Genomic DNA, 19,136 nt, shown 5'->3' on the forward strand with positions numbered 1-19,136 from the left:
CCTACGTATTTTGTAGGAAAGCCTTTTCTTTTTACAAAACATATTTTGCAAGGAGGATTTTCGGATGTCACAACAAGTTACAATTTCATTTTCAGTCGTACCACAAGCAAAAACGAAAGATGTGTATGCCGTTGTTGATAAAGCAATTGAAGTCGTACAACAATCGGGTGTTCGTTATGAAGTAGGTGCGATGGAAACAACACTAGAAGGAGAATTAGACGTGCTTCTTGACGTGATTAAACGTGCACAACAAGCTTGTGTCGATGCTGGAGCAGAAGAGGTTATTACTTCTATTAAAATTCATTATCGTCCAAGTACAGGTGTAACGATTGATGAGAAAGTTTGGAAGTACCGTGATGAATATGAAAAACCAGAAACGATCTAACATAACAATTACAACGATTTGGCTTATCCTTCTCATTGCTATATGGGAAGGATCTGTTTCATTATTTCAAATTGAACAGTGGATTTTGCCTAAACCTTCTGCTATTGTACAGGAACTGATTGGAATGAAGGATTTATTACTACCAAATACAATACAAACTTTGCAAGAAGTTATCATTGGATTATTCTTTGCGATTTTACTTGGAACGAGTATTGCAATTATTATGGATGTGATTCCGTTATTTCGCATTTTAATTAATCCGTTACTCGTTATTTCACAAACCATTCCGATTGTCGTACTAGCCCCTCTATTTATTATTTGGTTTGGATATGGAATGCTCCCAAAGGTGATGGTCGTTATTCTTGTTTGTTTCTTTCCAATTGCTCTTAGTATTTTAGAAGGTTTTCAAACAGTAGATAAAAACATGCTCAAGTTGCTGCAAACAATGCGTGCGACAAAATGGCAAATCTATCAGAAGGTAAAATTCCCTGCCGTGCTTCCATATTTTTTCTCTGGCTTAAAAATTGCTGTTACATATAGCGTGATGGGAGCGATTATTGGGGAGTGGCTTGGTGCGAGCGAGGGATTAGGTGTTATGCTTACTCGTGCAACAAAATCCTTTTTAACAGCTCGTGTATTTGGTATTGCAGCAATTATTGTCATGGTGACATTGCTCTTGTATTTTATCGTAGAATTTATGGCAAGACTAACAGCACCATGGATATACAGAAAGGACGACAGAAAATGAAAAAAGGCTTAAAAGTGATGCTAGCTGCAATACTTGCAGCTGGTGTTGTTGGCTGTAATGCGGCGAAGAAAGAAGAGAGTACAGATAAAGGGAAGAAAGTAAAAGTTGTTTTAGACTGGTTCCCGAATACAAACCATACTGGTTTATATGTAGCAAAGACGAAAGACTACTATAAAAAACAAGGTTTAGATGTAGAAATTATTCAGCCGGGTGATAACGTATCGGCAGAGCAAATGATTGCTTCAGGAAAAGCTGATTTCGGTGTGAGTTATCAAGAAAACGTAACATCAGCTCGTGTTGAAGGAATACCGGTTGTTTCAATTGGAGCAATTATTCAACATAATACATCTGCATTTGCATCACTGAAAAAAGATAATATTACCTCTCCGAAAGGGTTTGAAGGTAAGCGTTATGGGGGCTGGGGTGCACCAGCAGAAGAAGCGACGTTAAAAACAATTATGGATAAGCATCAAGCTGATTTTAGTAAAGTAGAAAAGGTTGTTCTTGGACAAACAGATTTCTTTAAATCAATTGGCCGCGATGCAGACTTTGAATGGATTTATTATGGCTGGGATGGCATTGAAGCAAAACGACAAGGAAAAGAATTAAATACGATCATGGTAAAAGATTTAGATCCAGCGTTAGATTTCTATAGTCCTGTCATTATTACAAGTGAAAAGCATACAAAGCAAGATAAAGATTTTGTGAAAAAATTCATGAACGCAACGGCAGAAGGATATAACTTTGCAATTAAAGAGCCAAAAGAAGCGGCTGATATTTTAATTAAAAATGTACCGGACATTAATAAAGAGTTAGTACAAGAGAGCCAAAAATGGTTAAGTACGAAGTATCAAGACGATGCGAAAGCGTGGGGAGTACAGAAGGAAGAAGTTTGGACAAATTATATGAATTTCTTACACGATAACAAAGTTATTAAAAAGAAAATTGATGTAAAAGATGCCTTTACAAACGAGTTCCTTCCAAGCGAAAAATGAACGGATTACAAATAAAAGATGTTGTGAAAGCATTTGATGGGAAAAATGTACTAGAAAAGATTAGTGCTTCTATACAAGAAGGTGAGTTTGTCTCGTTTGTAGGCCCAAGTGGTTGCGGAAAAAGCACGTTATTAAATCTGATTGCGAGTGTTGAAGAGACAACTAGTGGTGAGGTAATCTATAACGATACCCTTGTTCAAAAACAGGATATTGTAAGTTATATGCCGCAACAAGATTTGTTGCTCCCGTGGCGTTCAGCACTACAAAATATTGTTCTTCCATTAGAAATTGATGGGAAGCCAAAGAAAGAGAGACTTACAGAAGGAATGGAAGCCCTACAACAATTTGGTCTAGCTGAATACGCAAATCATTATCCAGATGCATTATCCGGTGGTATGCGTCAGCGTATTAGTTTCCTTCGTACCTATTTATGCGAAAAGCCGATTATGCTGCTTGATGAACCCTTTGGTAAGTTAGATGCATTTACAAAAATGGAAGTGCATCGTTGGCTTTTAGATTCATGGCATCAAGAGAAGCAAACAATCGTGATGGTAACACATGACTTAGATGAAGCGATTCTATTATCTGATCGTGTATTCATTATGTCACAAAGGCCAGCTACGATTGTAGGTGAAGTAAAGGTTAACTTACCACGTCCTCGAACGATGGAAATGTTAACATCTCTTGAGTTAAAAGAAGATAAGGCCGAGATTTTAGGGATATTGGCTCCTTATATGAGGAAGTAATGAAAGCTTCTTAACAGTTTTTGTGACTGTTAAGAAGCTTTTTTTTTTAGAGGGAGAAACAATGGGTTAAATGATTGAACAAAGAGTGGATTCACTCATTTTAGATTTTACAAGTCTGTATGCAATGGAGAAAATGTCCAAAGGAATTTTAAAAGAAAAAGAGGAACCAAAAGATTCATAACGAATAAAATATAAGAGCATGGTGCATGCTTATTATAAGACAATAATGATTTATAAAGGAGTGAAAGGATAAGATGACTTTATCAACTGTTCTTCAAATGGTTTTAGCTTGATATGGGAGAAGTCTGCCCATTTTTAAAGTTTAAGCCAAATTGAAGACAGCAGGTAAAGAACCTTAATCCTTTTTTACAATAGTAATGTGTAATGGGTAAGGTGTGTTCACCTTACCCATTTTTCATATATACAATTAAATAAGATCTTTATTTTGCTGTTCTCCCTATTTGGCTTGTTAGTTATAAAGAAAAGGAGAGAACAAAAATGAGCGTATTAACAGTAGAAAATCTTACACATACGTATGGAGATAAAACCATTTTATATAATGCTTGTTTTCGATTATTACAAGGTGAACATGCGGGGCTTGTCGGAAGTAATGGTGCAGGAAAGTCAACATTGCTTCGGCTTTTAATAGGAGAAGTTTTGCCTGATGGGGGAATGATTGAATGGTTTCCGCATGTAAAGGCGGGGTTTTTAGAGCAGCACATTGATTTACAAGAAGGAACAACAATTGAGGAATATTTACAAAGTGCATTTTCTCATTTGTATGCGATTGAACGTGAAATGATAGTCAGTGCTGAAAAGATGGCAAAGGAAACAGACTTAGATAAGTTATTAGTACACTATGGTGAATTACAAAATATACTAGAGGGTTCAGATTTTTATCAAGTTCATACGAAAATAGAAGAAGTAGCAGCTGGTTTAGGATTGTTAGACTTAGGGATGAAAAAAGATGTTTCAAAATTAAGTGGTGGCCAGCGTACAAAGTTATTACTTGGGAAGCTTCTTTTAGAGAAGCCACATGTTTTACTATTAGATGAACCAACAAACTATTTAGATACAGTTCATATAGATTGGCTAAGGGCGTATTTACAAGCGTATGAGCATGCCTATATTGTTGTGTCACATGATGAATCATTTTTAAACAATATTACGAATGTTATTTATCATTTAGAAGGGCAAACAATAAAGCGCTATACGGGGAATTATGAAAGATTTTTAGAAAGTTATCGCTTGCAGAAGCAGCAATTGCAAGTGGCTTATACGAGACAACAAAAGGAAATTGCAAATTTAGAGAGTTTTATTCAAAAAAATAAAATTCGAAAAGCAAAGCAGGCAAAAAGCCGTGAAAAGGTATTGGAGAAAATGAAAAAAATTGGAAAACATAACGATGTACCACGGCCGCGTTTTCATTTTCAGATTCACACTGAGCCTGTGAGCCGCATATTACAAGCACAGCAAATTCAAATTGGTTACGTGGAGCCATTGTTTCCGTCCCTTAATTTACAAGTGAAAAGGGGCGAAAAGATTGCAATTGTTGGTCATAATGGAATTGGAAAAACAACAATGCTAAAAACGTTGTTAGGACAATTAGAACCATTAAGTGGGAGAGTTCATATTGGAGAACGGGTACAACCTGCATATTTTGCTCAAGAAGAATTTAGGGTAGAAGTTACACCACTTGAGCAAGTATGGTCAGGTCGTCCAGATATGACGCAAAAAGAAGTTCGTCAATCTTTAGCAAGGTGTGGTTTAAAGGAAGAACATATTCGGCAGTCTCTTTGCCTTTTAAGTGGTGGAGAACAAACGAAGGTACGTTTATGTGAACTTATGTTAATGCGGAGTAATGTTTTAATTCTAGATGAGCCGACGAATCATTTAGATGTACAGGCGAAAGAGGCATTGAGAGAAGCTTTAGAACACTATCAAGGAACAATTTTACTCGTTTCTCATGAACCTTCTTTTTATGAATCTTGGGTGACGAGAGTTTGGAATCTGGAGGAAATGAACGTTACTAAAAAATAAGAGAGCCGTTTATTTAGGAGTGTAATGGGCAAGACATAAAATATTTTAGTATGAAGATCATGAAGCAGCTACATGTTACGTAGCTGCTTTCATATTATTTATTGATTTACTTGTAGTCGTTCTTGAATGAATAATAGTAATTTAACAATACTGTCTTCCGTATAAATATCAAATTTTTGTCGATGAAATTCACCATGGTCGTTATAAAAAACAAGTTCTCCTTTACCAGCAACTTCGTTTATCAACATATGAAAACTAAGTGGCGTTGCTACGATGGAGCCGTTATCATCTCGTAAAAGTATTTGGCATAGTGTTCCTTGTTGTGCCTCTTCATATAAAAAATCGTAATGAAAGGATTGAGAGAGTTTTTCTATCTGAGATAATAGTAGGGTTTGTATAGCATGTTTATCTTGCATACAGTATAACCTCTTTTCGTTTGTTTATATAAAGTATTTGCTGTTCTAGTATATTAACGATAGGGATACTTTGTACATAGCTATTGCTCATTACGTCTAGAGACTACCAAATAGATAATTAGAAGAAAGAAATCAATTATTCGTAAATAAATTATATTCAGAAAAATTCTATTGACAAAATTTTTTGTGAGATTTACTATTAGTACCATAGTTTTTGAAAAATTTAATACAAATACTCTTATCCAGAGAGGCGGAGGGACTGGCCCTATGATGCCCGGCAACCGAGCTTATGAATTATAAGCTAAGGTGCTAATTCCTGCAAAACGATTTTCGTTTTGGAAGATAAGAGAGGAGCCTATTTTGTCTATTCGACACCTCTCTTATTTGAGAGGTGTTTTTTGTTTAAGAACAGATATATATAAGGAGGAATTGTATATGAAAAAGTTGTTGTTAAGTATTGTAAGTGGAACGGTATTGTTATTAGGCGCATGTAGTGCTGATTCGGGGAAGGAAGCAAAAGCGCTAGATGAGAAAAAGATTACAGTTGGTGTAACAGGTGGACCACATGAACAGATTTTTGAAAAAGTAAAAGAAGTGGCGGCAAAAGATGGTCTACAAGTTGATTTAAAGGTATTTAATGATTATGTAGCACCAAATGTATCGTTAGACGAAAAAGACATTGATGTGAATAGCTATCAAACGAAATCCTATTTAGATGTATTTAAAGCAGAACGCAATATGAAATTGACAGAAGTATTTTCAACGGTAACGTTCCCAATGGGAGTATATTCTAAAAAACTGAAAGATGTAAAAGAGTTAAAAGATGGAGATGCAATTGCTGTACCCAATGATCCAACGAATGAACTTCGGGCATTAAAATTATTTGAAAAAGCAGGTGTTTTAAAGGTTGATCCAAAAGCAACCGAGAAAGCAACTGCAAAAGATGTGATTGAGAATCCGAAGAATTTGAAAATTGTTGAATTAGAGGCGTCACAATTACCAACGCAGCTAGATGAAGTAAAAGCAGCGGCGATTAATACGAATTTTGCATTAGGTGCAAAACTAAATCCAGCTAAAGATTCTATTTTCCGTGAAGGAAAAGATTCACCATATGTAAACTGGGTGGTTGTTCGTACGGGAAATAAGGATGATGCAGCTGTAAAAAAATTAAAGAAAGCTTATCAATCTAAAGAAGTTAAAGAGTTTATCGAGAAAAAATTCGATGGTTCTGTTTTGCCATCTTGGTAGGAGCTGACTATAATGATTGAACTGAAAAATGTATCCAAAGTATTTACAACAAAAAAAGGTAAGGTTGAAGCTCTTAAACCAATTTCTCTTAAAGTAGAGAAAGGAGAAGTATTTGGAATCATCGGATATAGTGGCGCTGGTAAAAGTACATTAATCCGTTGTGTAAATTTATTAGAAAAACCAACAACAGGAAATATAATTGTAAATGAAAAAGATTTAACAACTTTATCTACAAAAGAGTTAGCGCAAGCGAGACACAAAATCGGGATGATTTTTCAAGGATTTAACTTATTAAAAACAGTCAATGTTTATGAAAATATTGCATTACCTTTACGTCTAGCTGGGATTCCAAAAACTGAAATTGAAAAAAGAGTAGAAAAATATTTACGTATTGTTGACCTTTTTGATAGAAAAGATGCATATCCAAGTGAGCTTTCTGGTGGTCAAAAACAGCGTGTTGCGATTGCGCGTGCACTATCCTATGAACCAGAAATTTTGCTAAGTGATGAAGCGACAAGTGCATTAGACCCAGAAACAACAGATTCTATTTTAGATTTGCTACTAGAGATCAATGAGAAAATAGGTATTACGATTTTGCTAATTACACACGAAATGAATGTAATTCAGCGTATATGTGATCGAGTTGCTGTAATGGAGAATGGGGCTGTGGTTGAGAGTGGCACAGTAAAGGATATTTTTACAAATCCGCAACATGTAACCACGAAAAAATTTGTAAACAGCGCTTTTGTAGCTAAAATTCCGGAAGAGGTACAGAAAGAGCTAAAAAACACTGGGGAGATTGTAACGCTTTCGTTTATAGGGAACTCTTCAGGAGAACCAGCATTGGCTGTTGCTACAAAACGATTCCAAGTGTATCCCAATATTTTATCTGGTAATATTACACAATTAAAGCGTGAAGCGTACGGTAAACTCGTTGTTCATATGCAAGGTGAAGAAAACGAGGTACATAGAGCTTTAGTATTTTTACAGGAACAAGGAATCATCGTAGAAGGAGGTAGGAAAGAGTATGGGAAACAAGTCCTTTTTGGATGAATGGAGTAACGTGATATGGGAAGCAACGATTCAAACGTTTCAAATGACATCAATTTCACTACTTATATCAATTATTATTGCATTGCCACTAGGAGTAACACTTGTTTTAACAAGGCCTGGTGGTCAACTAGAGAATAAAATCGTATACCCTATTTTTAATACAATTATTAATGTCATTCGTTCTATTCCATTTATTATTCTATTATTCTTCATTCTACCGTTTACAAAAATGCTTATGGGAACTTCAATTGGTGTGAAAGGTGTGATTGTACCGCTTGTTGTATTTACAGCTCCTTATATTGCACGTTTAATGGAAACAGCTTTACTAGAAGTGGATCGTGGTGTAATTGAGGCGTATCAAGCGATGGGAGTTTCTACTATAAAAATTATTTGGCACGTTATGGTTAGAGAAGCGCGTCCATCGCTTGTGCTCGGCTTGACCATCGCAACGATTGGATTAATCGGTGCAACTGCGATGGCTGGACTTGTAGGAGCAGGTGGTCTTGGAGATTTAGCATATCGATTCGGTCATTTGCGTTATGAGCCAGAAGTGATGTATGCAACAGTCTTTATCCTAATTATTCTTGTTCAAGGATTACAATCTCTAGGGAACGGGATTGCGAGAAAATTAAAGAAAGATTGAAAAAGTGCGGTAGCTCTAATATAAGAGGTACCGCACTTTTTTATTTTTTGGAATATAGGTATAAATAAAATTGAGACCTAATTTTTTTAGATACCATATCGTGGTATCATTTAAATTTTTCGTGTAAAATAATAGTAAAAATATGTAATGGAAGAATTAATAGCATATATTGAAGAACAAGGATGATTACTTTTATTCATAAAAACCGGAAATTGTGGCGTGATGTGATGTTAGAGAAGGTAAATCGTTTGTTAAAGCATTATAAAAATGTGGAAAATATTGTCGTTTCATTGGAGGATATGAAAGAAATTTCAGCGAAGTATTTAGTATTTACAGCACCAACAGTTTTATTATTTCATCAAGGAAAAGAAATACTTTGTGAGTCACGATTTATTTCCTTAGGGAATATAGAATGAATATTACAAACGTTCGGAAAATAAAAGGAGGATTTCATATGGGATTTGTAATAGCGGCATTATTGTTTTTAGTTTTAATTGGAATGATTGTAAAATCAATTAGATCGAATAAACGGAAAGTAAATCTTTATAAATCAGGTACTGGTGATAGTACATCCACTACGGCTACTTCTACACCATTTTTCTTTGCAGGATCTGATAGCGATAATTCACATGATTGTGGAAGTTCGTTTGGAGGAGATAGCGGTTTTTCAGGTGGTGATGGCGGTAGCTGTGGCGGCGGTGGAGATTAAAAAAATACGCTCTTTATGGGCGTACTTCTTTTTAAACAAACGTTTGATTAGTTGACTTGAATCCGTATAGAATCAGCTAAACAAACGTTTGTTTAAATGCAGTGTATTAATAAATAAGGAATATATGATGTTATAAGGGGAATGAACATGGAGAGGAAGCCGAAAGTTAAAAATAAAGGGAAGGTAGCTTTATTTTTATTAGTTGCAGGGGGAGTATTTATTGTTAAACTTGGTTTGAAGGTTGGAGCTATTCATACACTTCGAACATGGTTTGAGAATACTTTTTCCTAAATAAGGAATATGACCTCTTGTAAAAGAGGTTTTATATTTGTTAATATTAAACTGAACGGTCGGTTTAGTGAGGTGTGAACATGAGGAAGAGTGCAGAAGAGATAAAAAAAGAAATAGCGTACCAAGCGGAAGAGTTATTTTCACAAAAAGGATACGCTGCAACATCTATGGAAGATATTTGTGAAATTACTGAACGTAGTAAAGGTAGCATTTATTATCATTTTAAAAGTAAGGAAGAATTATTTTTATTTGTAGTAAAACAACATACGTATGATTGGCTTGAAAAGTGGAATGAAAAAGAAAAGCATTATCATACGAGTACCGAAAAATTATATGGGCTTGCAGAGTACCACGTGGAAGATATACAACAGCCTATTTTTAGTGCCGTGGAAGAGTTTTCTACAAGTCAAATTGTGAGCAAAGAAACTCTGGATGAAATGCTGGTTTTAGCAAGGGCATCATATGGTGTTTTTGAAAAATTAATTGAAGAAGGTATAAAATCTGGAGAATTCCGTCAAGGAGATACCAGGGATCTTATGTACATTGTAAATGGCTTATTATCAGGGCTTGGGGTACTTTACTATGAGCTAGACTCTACAGAAATGAAACGCATTTACAAGAAGGCAATAGATGTACTGCTACAAGGAATGGCAGCTGAATCTTAAATCAGCAGCTTTTCTTTCATACTAAATTAGACTGGACGGTCGGTTTATAAAGGGGAGATAGTATGAAATCTTTATTTAAAAATCGAGCATTTATGCTTGTTATGGCGTCTGATATTTTACAGCAGTTTGCAATTTGGATTCGAAATATGGCACTTTTGTATTTCGTTATGGAGCGAACAAATAATGATCCCGTTTCAGTTTCATTATTATCGGTTATGGAATACGCACCCATTTTTGTTTTTTCATTCATTGGTGGTGCGCTAGCAGATCGTTGGAATCCGAAACGAACGATGGTAGTAGGAGATATGCTGAGTATGGTATCTATTATTGGAATTGTGTTCTTGTTAAAAATGGATTATTGGCAGGCTATATTTTTTGCAGCGCTTGTTTCAGCGGTTGTTGGACAATTTTCTCAGCCTTCATCGTCACGAATATTTAAACGCTACGTAGAAGAAAAACATGTTGCAAACGCAATTGCAGTAAACCAAACGCTACAGTCACTATTTATGATTTTTGGGCCAGTTGTAGGATCGATTGTTTATACACAGCTTGGGTTGTTTATTTCACTATATAGCTTAATTGGATTGTTTGTGTTATCGGCTATTACTCTTTCGTTTTTACCAAGATGGATAGAAAAAGAGAAACCTGAGAGTATCTCATTATGGAATGATATAAAAGAGGGATGGAGGTATGTCCTTCAAACAAAAAATTTATGTATGATTACAATTACTTTCGCGATTATGGGGTTAGCAGTAGGATTAACAAATCCATTAGAAATATTTCTTGTTATTGAACGATTGGGAATGGAGAAGGAGGCTGTTCAATATTTAGCAGCTGCTGATGGAATAGGTATGCTCATTGGAGGCGTCGTTGCAGCAGTCTTTGCTTCAAAAGTGAATCCGAAAAAAATGTTTGTGTTTGGTATGGGTGTTTTGGCTATGTCTTTTCTTGTAGAAGGACTGTCCACATCATTTTGGATTACTAGTTTGATGCGGTTTGGAACGGGAATTTGCTTAGCTTGTGTGAACATTGTTGTTGGAACGCTTATGATTCAGCTTGTACCGGAGAATATGGTAGGACGTGTAAATGGTACAATTTTACCGCTTTTTATGGGAACTATGCTAATTGGAAATTCACTAGCTGGGGGATTAAAAGAAGCGACTTCACTTATTATTGTATTTTGTATAGCGATGTCACTTATTTTACTCGCGATTTTACCAATTTTACGTATGAGAATAAATGAAGAAGTTAGAAATAAAAAAGAGGATGCAAATCAAAAGGGGGTTACGGATTCTTTGGTGTAGGAATTCTACTAGAACAGGAGCGATTTATGCTCCTTTTCTATCCCGCATTAACGGGCAGTAAGACCCCCACTGATTAAAGTTTCACTTTATATGGGGATCTTTTGACAACTATATGTACCAAATATATACTGATGTTGTAAAAATAATTTTACAGGTTAGGAGAAAAGATGTGAAAAACCAAATTTACGCATTGCGCACTGAAAATAATATTTCACAAGGTGCATTAGCTGATAAATGTAAAGTATCGAGACAGACGATAAATGCAATTGAAAATAATAAATATGATCCAAGTTTAGCTCTGGCATTTCGTTTAGCTGAAGTATTAGGGACAACGGTTGATAAATTATTTTTGTATAAGCAGTAGAGTTTTTATATAAATACGGATTGAAAGACCGACATAAAACCATTCCTTTTAGGTGGGAGAGAGCATCCACCCATGGGTAGGAGCGGTCGGTGTCTTTTTTACCCCATTCCATGTGAAAACAGAAGGAGAAAACGAGTGGAGAACTGCTTTTGTTTTCATAACCACGACTTAGATGTCGGGGAATTAAAATGGATATATATGGTAGTGTGGGCTATCGATAGAATAATAGAAAATGTCCCTTTCTGCATGCAGAAAGGGACATTTTCTATTATAGTGTTTCCGATTTTGGAGCAGGTGGTGTAACAGAAGTCGCATTTTCCGGTACTCGTGTTAGTATGAATCCGCCGATTATAAATAAAACGATAATGCTTAGTACACCAGCATTTGTTCTTCCTGTTAGCTGAGTTGTTACACCGACTAATACGGGTCCCATAATAGCTGCGAACTTACCGAAAATATTATAGAATCCGAAGAATTCATTTGCAGATTCTTTCGGTACCAACTTTGCAAAATATGAGCGGCTGAGCGCCTGAATTCCGCCTTGAGAGGTTGCAACAAGCATTGCTAAAATCCAAAAGTCGAGTGTTGTTTTTAAGAAATAAGCGTATGCACAAATAATGATATAAATAATAACACCGACATATAGCATTTTCTTGTCTTTGAACGTTTCAGATAGTTTCCCATACAGCAAGGCGAATGGACAAGCGACAATTTGTGTTACAAATAAAATAATAAGTAAGTTTGTCGCACTAATACCAAGGTCTGTGCCATAAGCTGTGGACATTGTAATAATTGTATCGACGCCATCAATGTAGAAGAAATAAGCAAGCAAGAACAAGAATACAGTGCGATATTGACGGATATTTTTAAATGTATTAGCTAAGCGCTTAAAACTCATTGTGATCGGTTTTGGGTGCCGTTCAATATAATGCGTTTGTTCCACATTTTTGAGCATCGGAATCGTAAATAATCCCCACCAAAGAGCTGTAATTGCAAAGGAAATTTGACTGGCGATACCAACTGATAATGGGATTGTTCCTTTTTGGGCAAGGATAATTAGAGTGAGGCATCCAATAAATGGAATTGTACTTCCGATATAGCCTAATGCAAAACCACGAGTTGAAATTCGGGTCATTCGATCTTCTGTTGTGATATCTACTAAAAATGCATCATAGAAAATGTTTGCTCCAGCAAATCCAACTAAAGCGAGCATATAGCAGCCTAGTAGTAAATACCACTGTGATGTTGGAACAACAGCTAGCATACTTGTAAATATAATACCGAGTCCAAAAAAGAATGTGAAAAAGCGTTTTTTAAAGCCTTTATAATCGGCAATTGTACCGAGAATAGGAGCGAGAATAGAAATTAAAAGTGTTGAGAGAGAATTTGCATATCCCCAATAAGCTGTTGAAGTTGCTCCAGATAGACCTGCTTCTTTTGCAGCAGCTTTGAAATAAATAGGAAATAGTGCAGTTGTAATGACGAGCGAGTATACCGAGTTGGCCCAGTCATACAATATCCAGCTTTTTTCTTGTCTGGACATTTTTTTCATAGAATGTTCCTCCTTATAGTCGTTCTAGCATTAGTGTACAAAAATAGAAATAGGAAAAAGAGAAACAGAGGTAAGTTTTACGTATTTTTTACATAGATACACATTTCTTTACAATTGAAGTAAATCCTCTATTATAGTTCCGTCAGTTTCACCAAGGTATAATCCGAGCAACCGTGCAATGGTCGGTCCTTCGTCAATGAGACGCATATAAGGAATAATTGCACCTTGGCGAATGCCTTTTCCAGCGGTGATGAAGATGGTCTCATAGTTTGGTTTTGTTGGAGAATAGCCATGCGTACCGAACGTGTATTTTTTACTGGGAGTTACATCTTTTTCCAAGATTTCTTTTATAAACTCTCCTGTGTAGTTTTCGGTGAAGTAATAGCCTTCTCTTGCTTCAAGCATAAAAAGGCAGTTTCCATCAGCACCGCGCTCTTTTGCGCCTTCATCATGAAGGATAAATTCGATTCCATTTTGTTTATCTTGAAGGAGTTCTTCAAGAAGGTGTTGGACAACTTGTATAGTTTGGATATCATTTTTATCCTTTACATATACGTAAGCAGAGCCATCACAGCTTTGGCAATAAGCTTTCCAATTTGTTAATTTGCCATCTTGATTTACTGAAATGAGTCCTTTTTGATGGAAAAGAACATTTAATTGAATAGCCTTATTCTCACTTAGAGCGCTATGATCACCGAGGGCAATAATTGTACTTGCTTCGTATATACCAGTTTCTTTTAATGCTTTGATAATCTTCCCCAGTCTCTCATCGTGCCGCTGAATAGCAGCTGTTGTCTCCGTAGAAGAAAATCCATGATAATGCCTTTGTGTATCTAAATCTGTAAAGTGAACAAACATGACGTTCGGTTTTTTTGTTTGTATGGTATGTACGGCTGAGGCGAGGACAAAATCATCAAGTTCGGGCTGTGACAACCCTTTTCTAATATGGCCAAAACGACGATTTAAATCTAGCTGATACAACGGGCTTCCACTAAATAATGAAACAAGAACTTGATTTTGCCACGGTCTGTTTGGAAAAATTTCAGGTAAGTTGTAGTCAATTTTTGCTCTTCCTGTAACAGGCCATAGAAGTGCAGCTGTTGTTAAATTCGCTTTTCGTGCCTCGTCATATAATGTCGTTCCTTTAATAGAACGGCGGTACCAATGCCAATCTGGTGATTCCCTGCCAGGCTGAAGTAATGTATTGCTTACAACACCATGTTTGTTAGGGTAGTTACCAGTTACAATAGTGGCGTGACTTGGATATGTTACAGAAGGATAAATAGCTTCTACTTTTTTTGCAATTGCACCTTGTTCTATTAAAGACCGAAAATGAGGAAGTTCTTGTAATATAGGAAAATCTAAAGCTGATAAACAGTCAAAAGATAAAACAATTACATGATTTGTTAATGGCTTGCCCATTGTGTATACCTCCTGTTATATAACCTATTATTATATATTACTATTAATACCTAGTAATAAAAATATCTTTCGGAGAAGAAAGTATTTTTTATATATTCAGACTAATAAGAGTATAATGTGCGTAAGAAGAAATCAAGAGGGAAGAAAGATGGAAACCTTTTTAATAACTAGTGTCCTAACAGTAATTGTTGTTTTCTTTGTGTCGTTCATGTTACGAAAAAGCTTTCCGAATCGCTCATTTGATATTACGTTTGGTCTTATTATCATTATAATTTGTCTAATTTGTTTTCTAATCACGTTATTTTTTATTGGTGGATTTGAAGGTATGGCATATGGTTTCTTATGTTTCTTTATACTAATTGGAACAGTTGTTGGAATGTTACTTCATCAAATTGTAAAATTGTTTAGGGCGAAAATAAAAATTGATAAGGGACATTTAGTAGATCCCTGCAAATTTTATGATACTTATTATTGTATATCACTATTAATATCTGATTATAAAAAATCATCCATGAGGAAGGTTTATTGTTTATTTTTTGAATTTTAAAATATATAATAATTATAGGAAAATTGATGGAAGGAGGAAATGGAATGAATGGATTTGAAGTGTTTTTTATAATTGGAGCTGTAACAATTCTCATTGTATTTGCTGTTTCATTTTTATTAAAGAAGCAATTTCCAAAGAGACCGTTTGATATTATATTTGCACTTATTTTAATTCTCCTTTGTTTAGCTTTCTTTCCTTTTACTATCTTCGCTATTGGAGGATGGGATGGAATGGGTTATGGTATTGCATGTTTCTTTGTTTTAGTGGGAACAATCATCGGTATGATTACTCATCAATTTGTAAAACTCTTTCGGAAAAATTATGTGTAAATTCAGTATAAAACAGAAAAAAACGAAAAGAATATATAAAAACAAGAAAATTAGCTATTGTTTTAAAATAGAATTTATATTATGATATTCAACAAATTTATTTCGTTATAACGATGAAAAAGGATTAGTACATGTCCCACCTTTTTTCTAGAGAGAGAATCCGTTTGGCTGGAAGATTCTTAAAAAGGCGATATGGAACCTACCTTTGCGTTCTGCATATGCAGCGGGAAGTTCCCGTTATCAAAAAGAGAGCATGTACAATTTATTTGTGCATGAATCAGGGTGGTAACGCCGGCAAAAGCTCGGTCCCTATTTAGGGGACACGGGCTTTTTTTATTTTCTAAAGGAGGAAAAGAATATGGCAAAAGAACAAGTACAAGCTATTACAAAAATGGAAGAAGACTTTGCTCAGTGGTATACCGATATTGTGAAAAAAGCTGAGTTAGTTGATTATTCAAGTGTAAAAGGATGTATGATTTTACGTCCGTATGGATACGCGTTATGGGAAAATATGCAGAAAGTGATGGATGGGAAATTAAAAGAATCCGGTCATGAAAATGTGTATATGCCAATGTTTATTCCAGAGAGCTTACTACAAAAAGAGAAGGATCATGTGGAAGGATTTGCACCTGAAGTAGCATGGGTTACACATGGAGGAGACGAGAAGTTAGCGGAACGACTCTGCGTTCGTCCAACATCTGAAACTTTATTTTGTGAGCATTTTTCAAAAATTGTCCAGTCTTATAATGATTTACCTAAATTATATAATCAGTGGTGTTCGGTTGTCCGTTGGGAAAAAACGACGAGACCATTTCTTCGTACAACTGAGTTTTTATGGCAAGAAGGTCATACAATTCATGAAACGGCAGAAGAATCTCAAGAAGAAACGTTAAACATTTTAAACCTGTATGCCTCTTTCTGTGAAGATTACTTAGCAATTCCAGTAATTAAAGGACAGAAAACGGAAAAAGAAAAATTTGCAGGGGCGAAAGCAACATATACGATTGAAAGTTTAATGCATGATGGAAAAGCGCTTCAAACAGGAACATCTCATAACTTTGGGACTAATTTCTCTGAAGCGTTTGATATTAAATTTTTAGATCGTAATGGAAAATGGCAATATGTACATCAAACATCTTGGGGCGTATCAACAAGAATGATCGGTGGACTTATTATGGTTCATAGTGATAATAACGGGCTAGTGATGCCGCCAAAAGTAGCACCAGTACAAGTTGTTATTGTACCAATTGCTCAGCATAAAGAAGGTGTGTTAGAAAAGGCAACCCAGCTACAAGGACGTATTCAAAAAGTTGCGCGCGTAAAAATAGATGCTAGTAATAAAACGCCAGGTTGGAAATTTAACGAGTATGAAATGAAGGGTGTTCCAATTCGATTAGAAGTTGGTCCAAAAGATATAGAGAAGAATCAAGTGGTACTTGTCAGACGCGATACGAAGGAAAAAGAGTTCGTATCAATGGATCAATTAGAAGAGCGTATCACATCATTACTTGATGAGATTCACGATTCTCTATTTAATAAAGCAAAGGCATTTCGCGATGAAAACACATATAGTGTTACAGCCTTTGAAGAAATGAAGCAAGCGGCTGATGAAAAGCAAGGGTTTATTAAGGCAATGTGGTGTGGTGAGCTGGCTTGTGAAGAAAAATTAAAAGAAGAAGCAGGAGTATCATCGCGTTGTATACCATTTGAGCAAGAAGAATTAGTACAAGAATGTGTATGCTGTGGGAAGAAAGCAGAGCATATGGTGTATTGGGGCAAGGCGTATTAATTATGTAAGTTTTAAAATAGACCTTTATCTCGAACTTATAAAATTCGAGATAAAGGTCTATTTATATGTTTGTTTAAATTTACAGTATGTATTTTGGGGATGGAGTTATTTTGTTTTAATTATTTCATTTGTTTCCTATGAACCAATAGAACAATATCGAAAAGGAACGATGGCGGATGTGTTAAGATTAAATTAAATGATAATTTGATTTTGGCAAGGGAGGATGGCGGAAACTTAGGTGATAAGGCACAAGGCATGAACGTCATGTATGCAAGCGATGATCTTGTTCCACGATGTTATGATTCAAAGCATTTCGTACAGCCACTTACATACTGAGTGGCATAGAAGCGATGCATATGATGAAAAAGAAGCAACTTCATCAAGGGGTAAAGCCTGCCCAAAATCAAAAAGATTTCATTGATAAATTGTTTGGTATCGCATCATAATCGGTAATTTAGTAGGAAATTTAGGTCCTACTTTTTTGAAAATTTATTTTTGCACCAGAACTAATAACTGTATACGTGCACCTTATTAAGATAGATAATTAATGTTTATGAAAACATAAAAAAGAAGGAAGAGAATTATAAAAATTCTCTTCCTTTTTATTTACGCGAAATTTCATGTTTATTAGCTGTTTAGTTCGTCGGAAAATGCTGTAGAATTTACCTATTCTATTATGACAGTATAAAACATGGTTTTAAGATGTAATATTACATATTAAAATATATTGCTATTCATGTAAGCGCTTACTATGATAAAGGTATAAAGATTCATAACATCTTAATATTAAAAGGGAGGAAATGATTATGGCAATCGCAATGGCAGTTTTAACATTCTTAGGTGGAGTAATTCCATTAGTAACAACACTTATAAAAGCATTCATGTAATATAATTCTCTGCACTTATTTTTTGAAATTATCATACAAATGATCTGTATATCAAAGATGAATTGATGTGCAGATCATTTGTGTGAGCAAACTTTAAACAAGAAAAAGAATCCCAGAAATCATAAGGGATTCTTTTTCTTTATGTGTAATTATGGCTTTAATATATTTCTACCGATAAGTGGTGTTATGTAAACTTTAATTAAGTTTTACTTTAGGAGGTCTGTATATGAATATTCGTTGGTATGAGGATGGAATGAGCTTTGAAACACTACGTGAAGCACAGGAATGGGCATGTAGCGTGGTATACAATGAAATTGGCAACCTATATGAAGGATACAAAACTACTGATGAGAAGATCGCATATGCGTTGGTCTATGAATTAGTAAGAGCTAATACATTATATAATCCTAGTTTTAAAATTCATACTGATTGGGATTATATTGCTCCGCAGTCTTTTATTTATAAAATTTGGGTAGAAAACTAGATAAAATACTTTAATAATAAGTTTCGCTAACACTGATTATGTAAAAAAGCTAGTCTGGATCTAGCTTTTTCTTTTTTGTTTGCAGGTATCTTAATCTCTTTATTTGTCATGTTTTGAATGTATACTTTCGTTAGTGATTTTGGAGAAAATGAGTGATTTGCTATAAAGCCAATAAAATCAATGGAATGAATGTAAACAAATATGTAAAAGTTTACCTTAGAAATAAGAAAAAAGTCCTATATAAGAGGACTTTTTTTCTTATTTTTTTCCACAACTATCAATTAAATCATATTGTACAGAAATGATTTCATTTCGAATTTGGTTGAGATGATCATGTAATGTTTTTTTAACTGCACTACCTGTTTTACTTTCAAAACTTTTATCTAGTACAATCCCTTGTTCAGTTAAGCTTTTGCATACATCATGAAATGATTCTTTATTTTTTTGAATGTCATTTTTTTGTTTTGTTATGATGCTATCTGCTTTCAATGATACTTCAGTTTCTAAAAATGTTCGTTG

The 19,136-nt window shown here is 35.0% G+C and carries 20 protein-coding genes, 3 pseudogenes, 1 riboswitch and 1 other annotated feature; of the genes and pseudogenes, 19 read left to right on the forward strand and 4 right to left on the reverse strand.

Annotated elements, in window-relative coordinates; all coding sequences use genetic code 11:
* The first annotated feature begins 64 nt into the window (after positions 1-64).
* From C564_RS0119830 to C564_RS0119855, 5 genes are all read left to right on the forward strand, one after another.
* On the forward strand, positions 65-385 hold the full coding sequence (locus tag C564_RS0119830) for an MTH1187 family thiamine-binding protein (RefSeq protein ID WP_006093425.1): 321 nt from the start codon (positions 65-67) through the stop codon (positions 383-385).
* The gene (locus C564_RS0119835; protein WP_018766536.1) at positions 357-1,133 is read left to right on the forward strand and encodes an ABC transporter permease; all 777 of its coding nucleotides are present in this window, start codon (positions 357-359) and stop codon (positions 1,131-1,133) included. The genes C564_RS0119830 and C564_RS0119835 overlap by 29 nt, the downstream gene beginning before the upstream one ends.
* Positions 1,130-2,128: an ABC transporter substrate-binding protein gene (locus tag C564_RS0119840; RefSeq protein ID WP_018766537.1), complete on the forward strand. Its 999-nt coding sequence runs from the start codon at positions 1,130-1,132 to the stop codon at positions 2,126-2,128. Before C564_RS0119835 ends, C564_RS0119840 begins: the two co-directional genes overlap by 4 nt.
* Entirely contained in the window at positions 2,125-2,874 is a 750-nt protein-coding gene (locus tag C564_RS0119845; protein WP_018766538.1) for an ABC transporter ATP-binding protein, read from the forward strand. The genes C564_RS0119840 and C564_RS0119845 overlap by 4 nt, the downstream gene beginning before the upstream one ends.
* Positions 2,875-3,372: 498 nt before the next feature.
* Entirely contained in the window at positions 3,373-4,914 is a 1,542-nt protein-coding gene (locus C564_RS0119855) for an ABC-F family ATP-binding cassette domain-containing protein (protein ID WP_018766540.1), read from the forward strand.
* A 98-nt stretch (positions 4,915-5,012) separates the two neighbouring features.
* Here the strand turns inward: C564_RS0119855 and C564_RS0119860 are convergent, their stop codons facing one another.
* Positions 5,013-5,330: a hypothetical protein gene (locus C564_RS0119860; RefSeq protein WP_003194427.1), complete on the reverse strand. Its 318-nt coding sequence runs from the start codon at positions 5,328-5,330 to the stop codon at positions 5,013-5,015.
* Between the two features lie 235 nt (positions 5,331-5,565).
* A riboswitch (SAM riboswitch) is annotated at positions 5,566-5,679 on the forward strand.
* Positions 5,680-5,765: 86 nt separating this feature from the next.
* Between C564_RS0119860 and C564_RS0119865 the strand changes: the two genes are divergently transcribed.
* The 9 genes and pseudogenes from C564_RS0119865 (at position 5,766) to C564_RS0119905 (ending at position 11,607) form a co-directional block, all read left to right on the forward strand.
* Entirely contained in the window at positions 5,766-6,578 is an 813-nt protein-coding gene (locus C564_RS0119865) for a MetQ/NlpA family ABC transporter substrate-binding protein (RefSeq protein ID WP_018766541.1), read from the forward strand.
* A 12-nt stretch (positions 6,579-6,590) separates the two neighbouring features.
* The gene (locus C564_RS0119870; RefSeq protein ID WP_018766542.1) at positions 6,591-7,631 is read left to right on the forward strand and encodes a methionine ABC transporter ATP-binding protein; all 1,041 of its coding nucleotides are present in this window, start codon (positions 6,591-6,593) and stop codon (positions 7,629-7,631) included.
* A complete protein-coding gene (locus tag C564_RS0119875) occupies positions 7,606-8,274 on the forward strand; it encodes a methionine ABC transporter permease (protein ID WP_018766543.1) in 669 nt (222 codons plus the stop codon). Before C564_RS0119870 ends, C564_RS0119875 begins: the two co-directional genes overlap by 26 nt.
* 147 nt (positions 8,275-8,421) lie before the next feature.
* Positions 8,422-8,690, forward strand: a pseudogene (locus tag C564_RS0119880) (thioredoxin family protein).
* Positions 8,691-8,728: 38 nt separating this feature from the next.
* A complete protein-coding gene (locus C564_RS0119885; RefSeq protein WP_003205752.1) occupies positions 8,729-8,983 on the forward strand; it encodes a hypothetical protein in 255 nt (84 codons plus the stop codon).
* Positions 8,984-9,130: 147 nt separating this feature from the next.
* Complete coding sequence (locus C564_RS0119890) at positions 9,131-9,274, forward strand: hypothetical protein (RefSeq protein WP_018766544.1); 144 nt, start codon at positions 9,131-9,133, stop codon at positions 9,272-9,274.
* A gap of 80 nt (positions 9,275-9,354) precedes the next feature.
* Positions 9,355-9,939, forward strand: a complete 585-nt coding sequence (locus C564_RS0119895) for a TetR/AcrR family transcriptional regulator (protein ID WP_003194773.1) — start codon at positions 9,355-9,357, stop codon at positions 9,937-9,939.
* 62 nt (positions 9,940-10,001) lie between these two features.
* The gene (locus C564_RS0119900) at positions 10,002-11,243 is read left to right on the forward strand and encodes an MFS transporter (RefSeq protein ID WP_018766545.1); all 1,242 of its coding nucleotides are present in this window, start codon (positions 10,002-10,004) and stop codon (positions 11,241-11,243) included.
* A gap of 112 nt (positions 11,244-11,355) precedes the next feature.
* On the forward strand, positions 11,356-11,607 hold the full coding sequence (locus C564_RS0119905) for a helix-turn-helix transcriptional regulator (protein ID WP_081621497.1): 252 nt from the start codon (positions 11,356-11,358) through the stop codon (positions 11,605-11,607).
* Between the two features lie 268 nt (positions 11,608-11,875).
* Here C564_RS0119905 and C564_RS0119910 read toward each other — a convergent pair whose 3' ends face one another.
* Both C564_RS0119910 and C564_RS0119915 read right to left on the reverse strand, forming a co-directional pair.
* Positions 11,876-13,159 carry an MFS transporter gene (locus C564_RS0119910; protein WP_003194782.1) on the reverse strand — a complete coding sequence of 428 codons (1,284 nt, stop codon included), beginning with the start codon at positions 13,157-13,159 and terminating at the stop codon, positions 11,876-11,878.
* Positions 13,160-13,267: 108 nt separating this feature from the next.
* The gene (locus tag C564_RS0119915) at positions 13,268-14,581 is read right to left on the reverse strand and encodes an alkaline phosphatase family protein (RefSeq protein WP_018766547.1); all 1,314 of its coding nucleotides are present in this window, start codon (positions 14,579-14,581) and stop codon (positions 13,268-13,270) included.
* A 148-nt stretch (positions 14,582-14,729) separates the two neighbouring features.
* Here C564_RS0119915 and C564_RS32340 point away from each other — a divergent pair.
* The 5 genes and pseudogenes from C564_RS32340 to C564_RS0119945 form a co-directional block, all read left to right on the forward strand.
* Positions 14,730-14,990 (forward strand): annotated as a pseudogene (locus C564_RS32340) (YesK-like family protein); the annotation flags it as partial.
* A 182-nt stretch (positions 14,991-15,172) separates the two neighbouring features.
* Positions 15,173-15,457, forward strand: coding sequence for a YesK-like family protein (locus C564_RS0119925; RefSeq protein ID WP_018766549.1), 285 nt, complete (start codon positions 15,173-15,175; stop codon positions 15,455-15,457).
* 104 nt (positions 15,458-15,561) lie between these two features.
* Positions 15,562-15,771, forward strand: a binding site (T-box leader).
* A 44-nt stretch (positions 15,772-15,815) separates the two neighbouring features.
* On the forward strand, positions 15,816-17,246 hold the full coding sequence (gene proS, locus C564_RS0119930; protein WP_006093398.1) for a proline--tRNA ligase: 1,431 nt from the start codon (positions 15,816-15,818) through the stop codon (positions 17,244-17,246).
* 302 nt (positions 17,247-17,548) lie between these two features.
* Positions 17,549-17,692: pseudogene (locus C564_RS35110) on the forward strand (IS6 family transposase); the annotation flags it as partial.
* A 667-nt stretch (positions 17,693-18,359) separates the two neighbouring features.
* Positions 18,360-18,617, forward strand: a complete 258-nt coding sequence (locus C564_RS0119945) for a hypothetical protein (RefSeq protein WP_003203928.1) — start codon at positions 18,360-18,362, stop codon at positions 18,615-18,617.
* 258 nt (positions 18,618-18,875) lie between these two features.
* Here C564_RS0119945 and C564_RS36870 read toward each other — a convergent pair.
* Positions 18,876-19,136: hypothetical protein (locus tag C564_RS36870; RefSeq protein WP_018766552.1), on the reverse strand; the 261-nt coding region annotated here is incomplete at its 5' end.

Source organism: Bacillus sp. 105MF (genome assembly GCF_000374885.1).
Taxonomy (GTDB): Bacteria; Bacillota; Bacilli; order Bacillales; family Bacillaceae_G; genus Bacillus_A; species Bacillus_A pseudomycoides.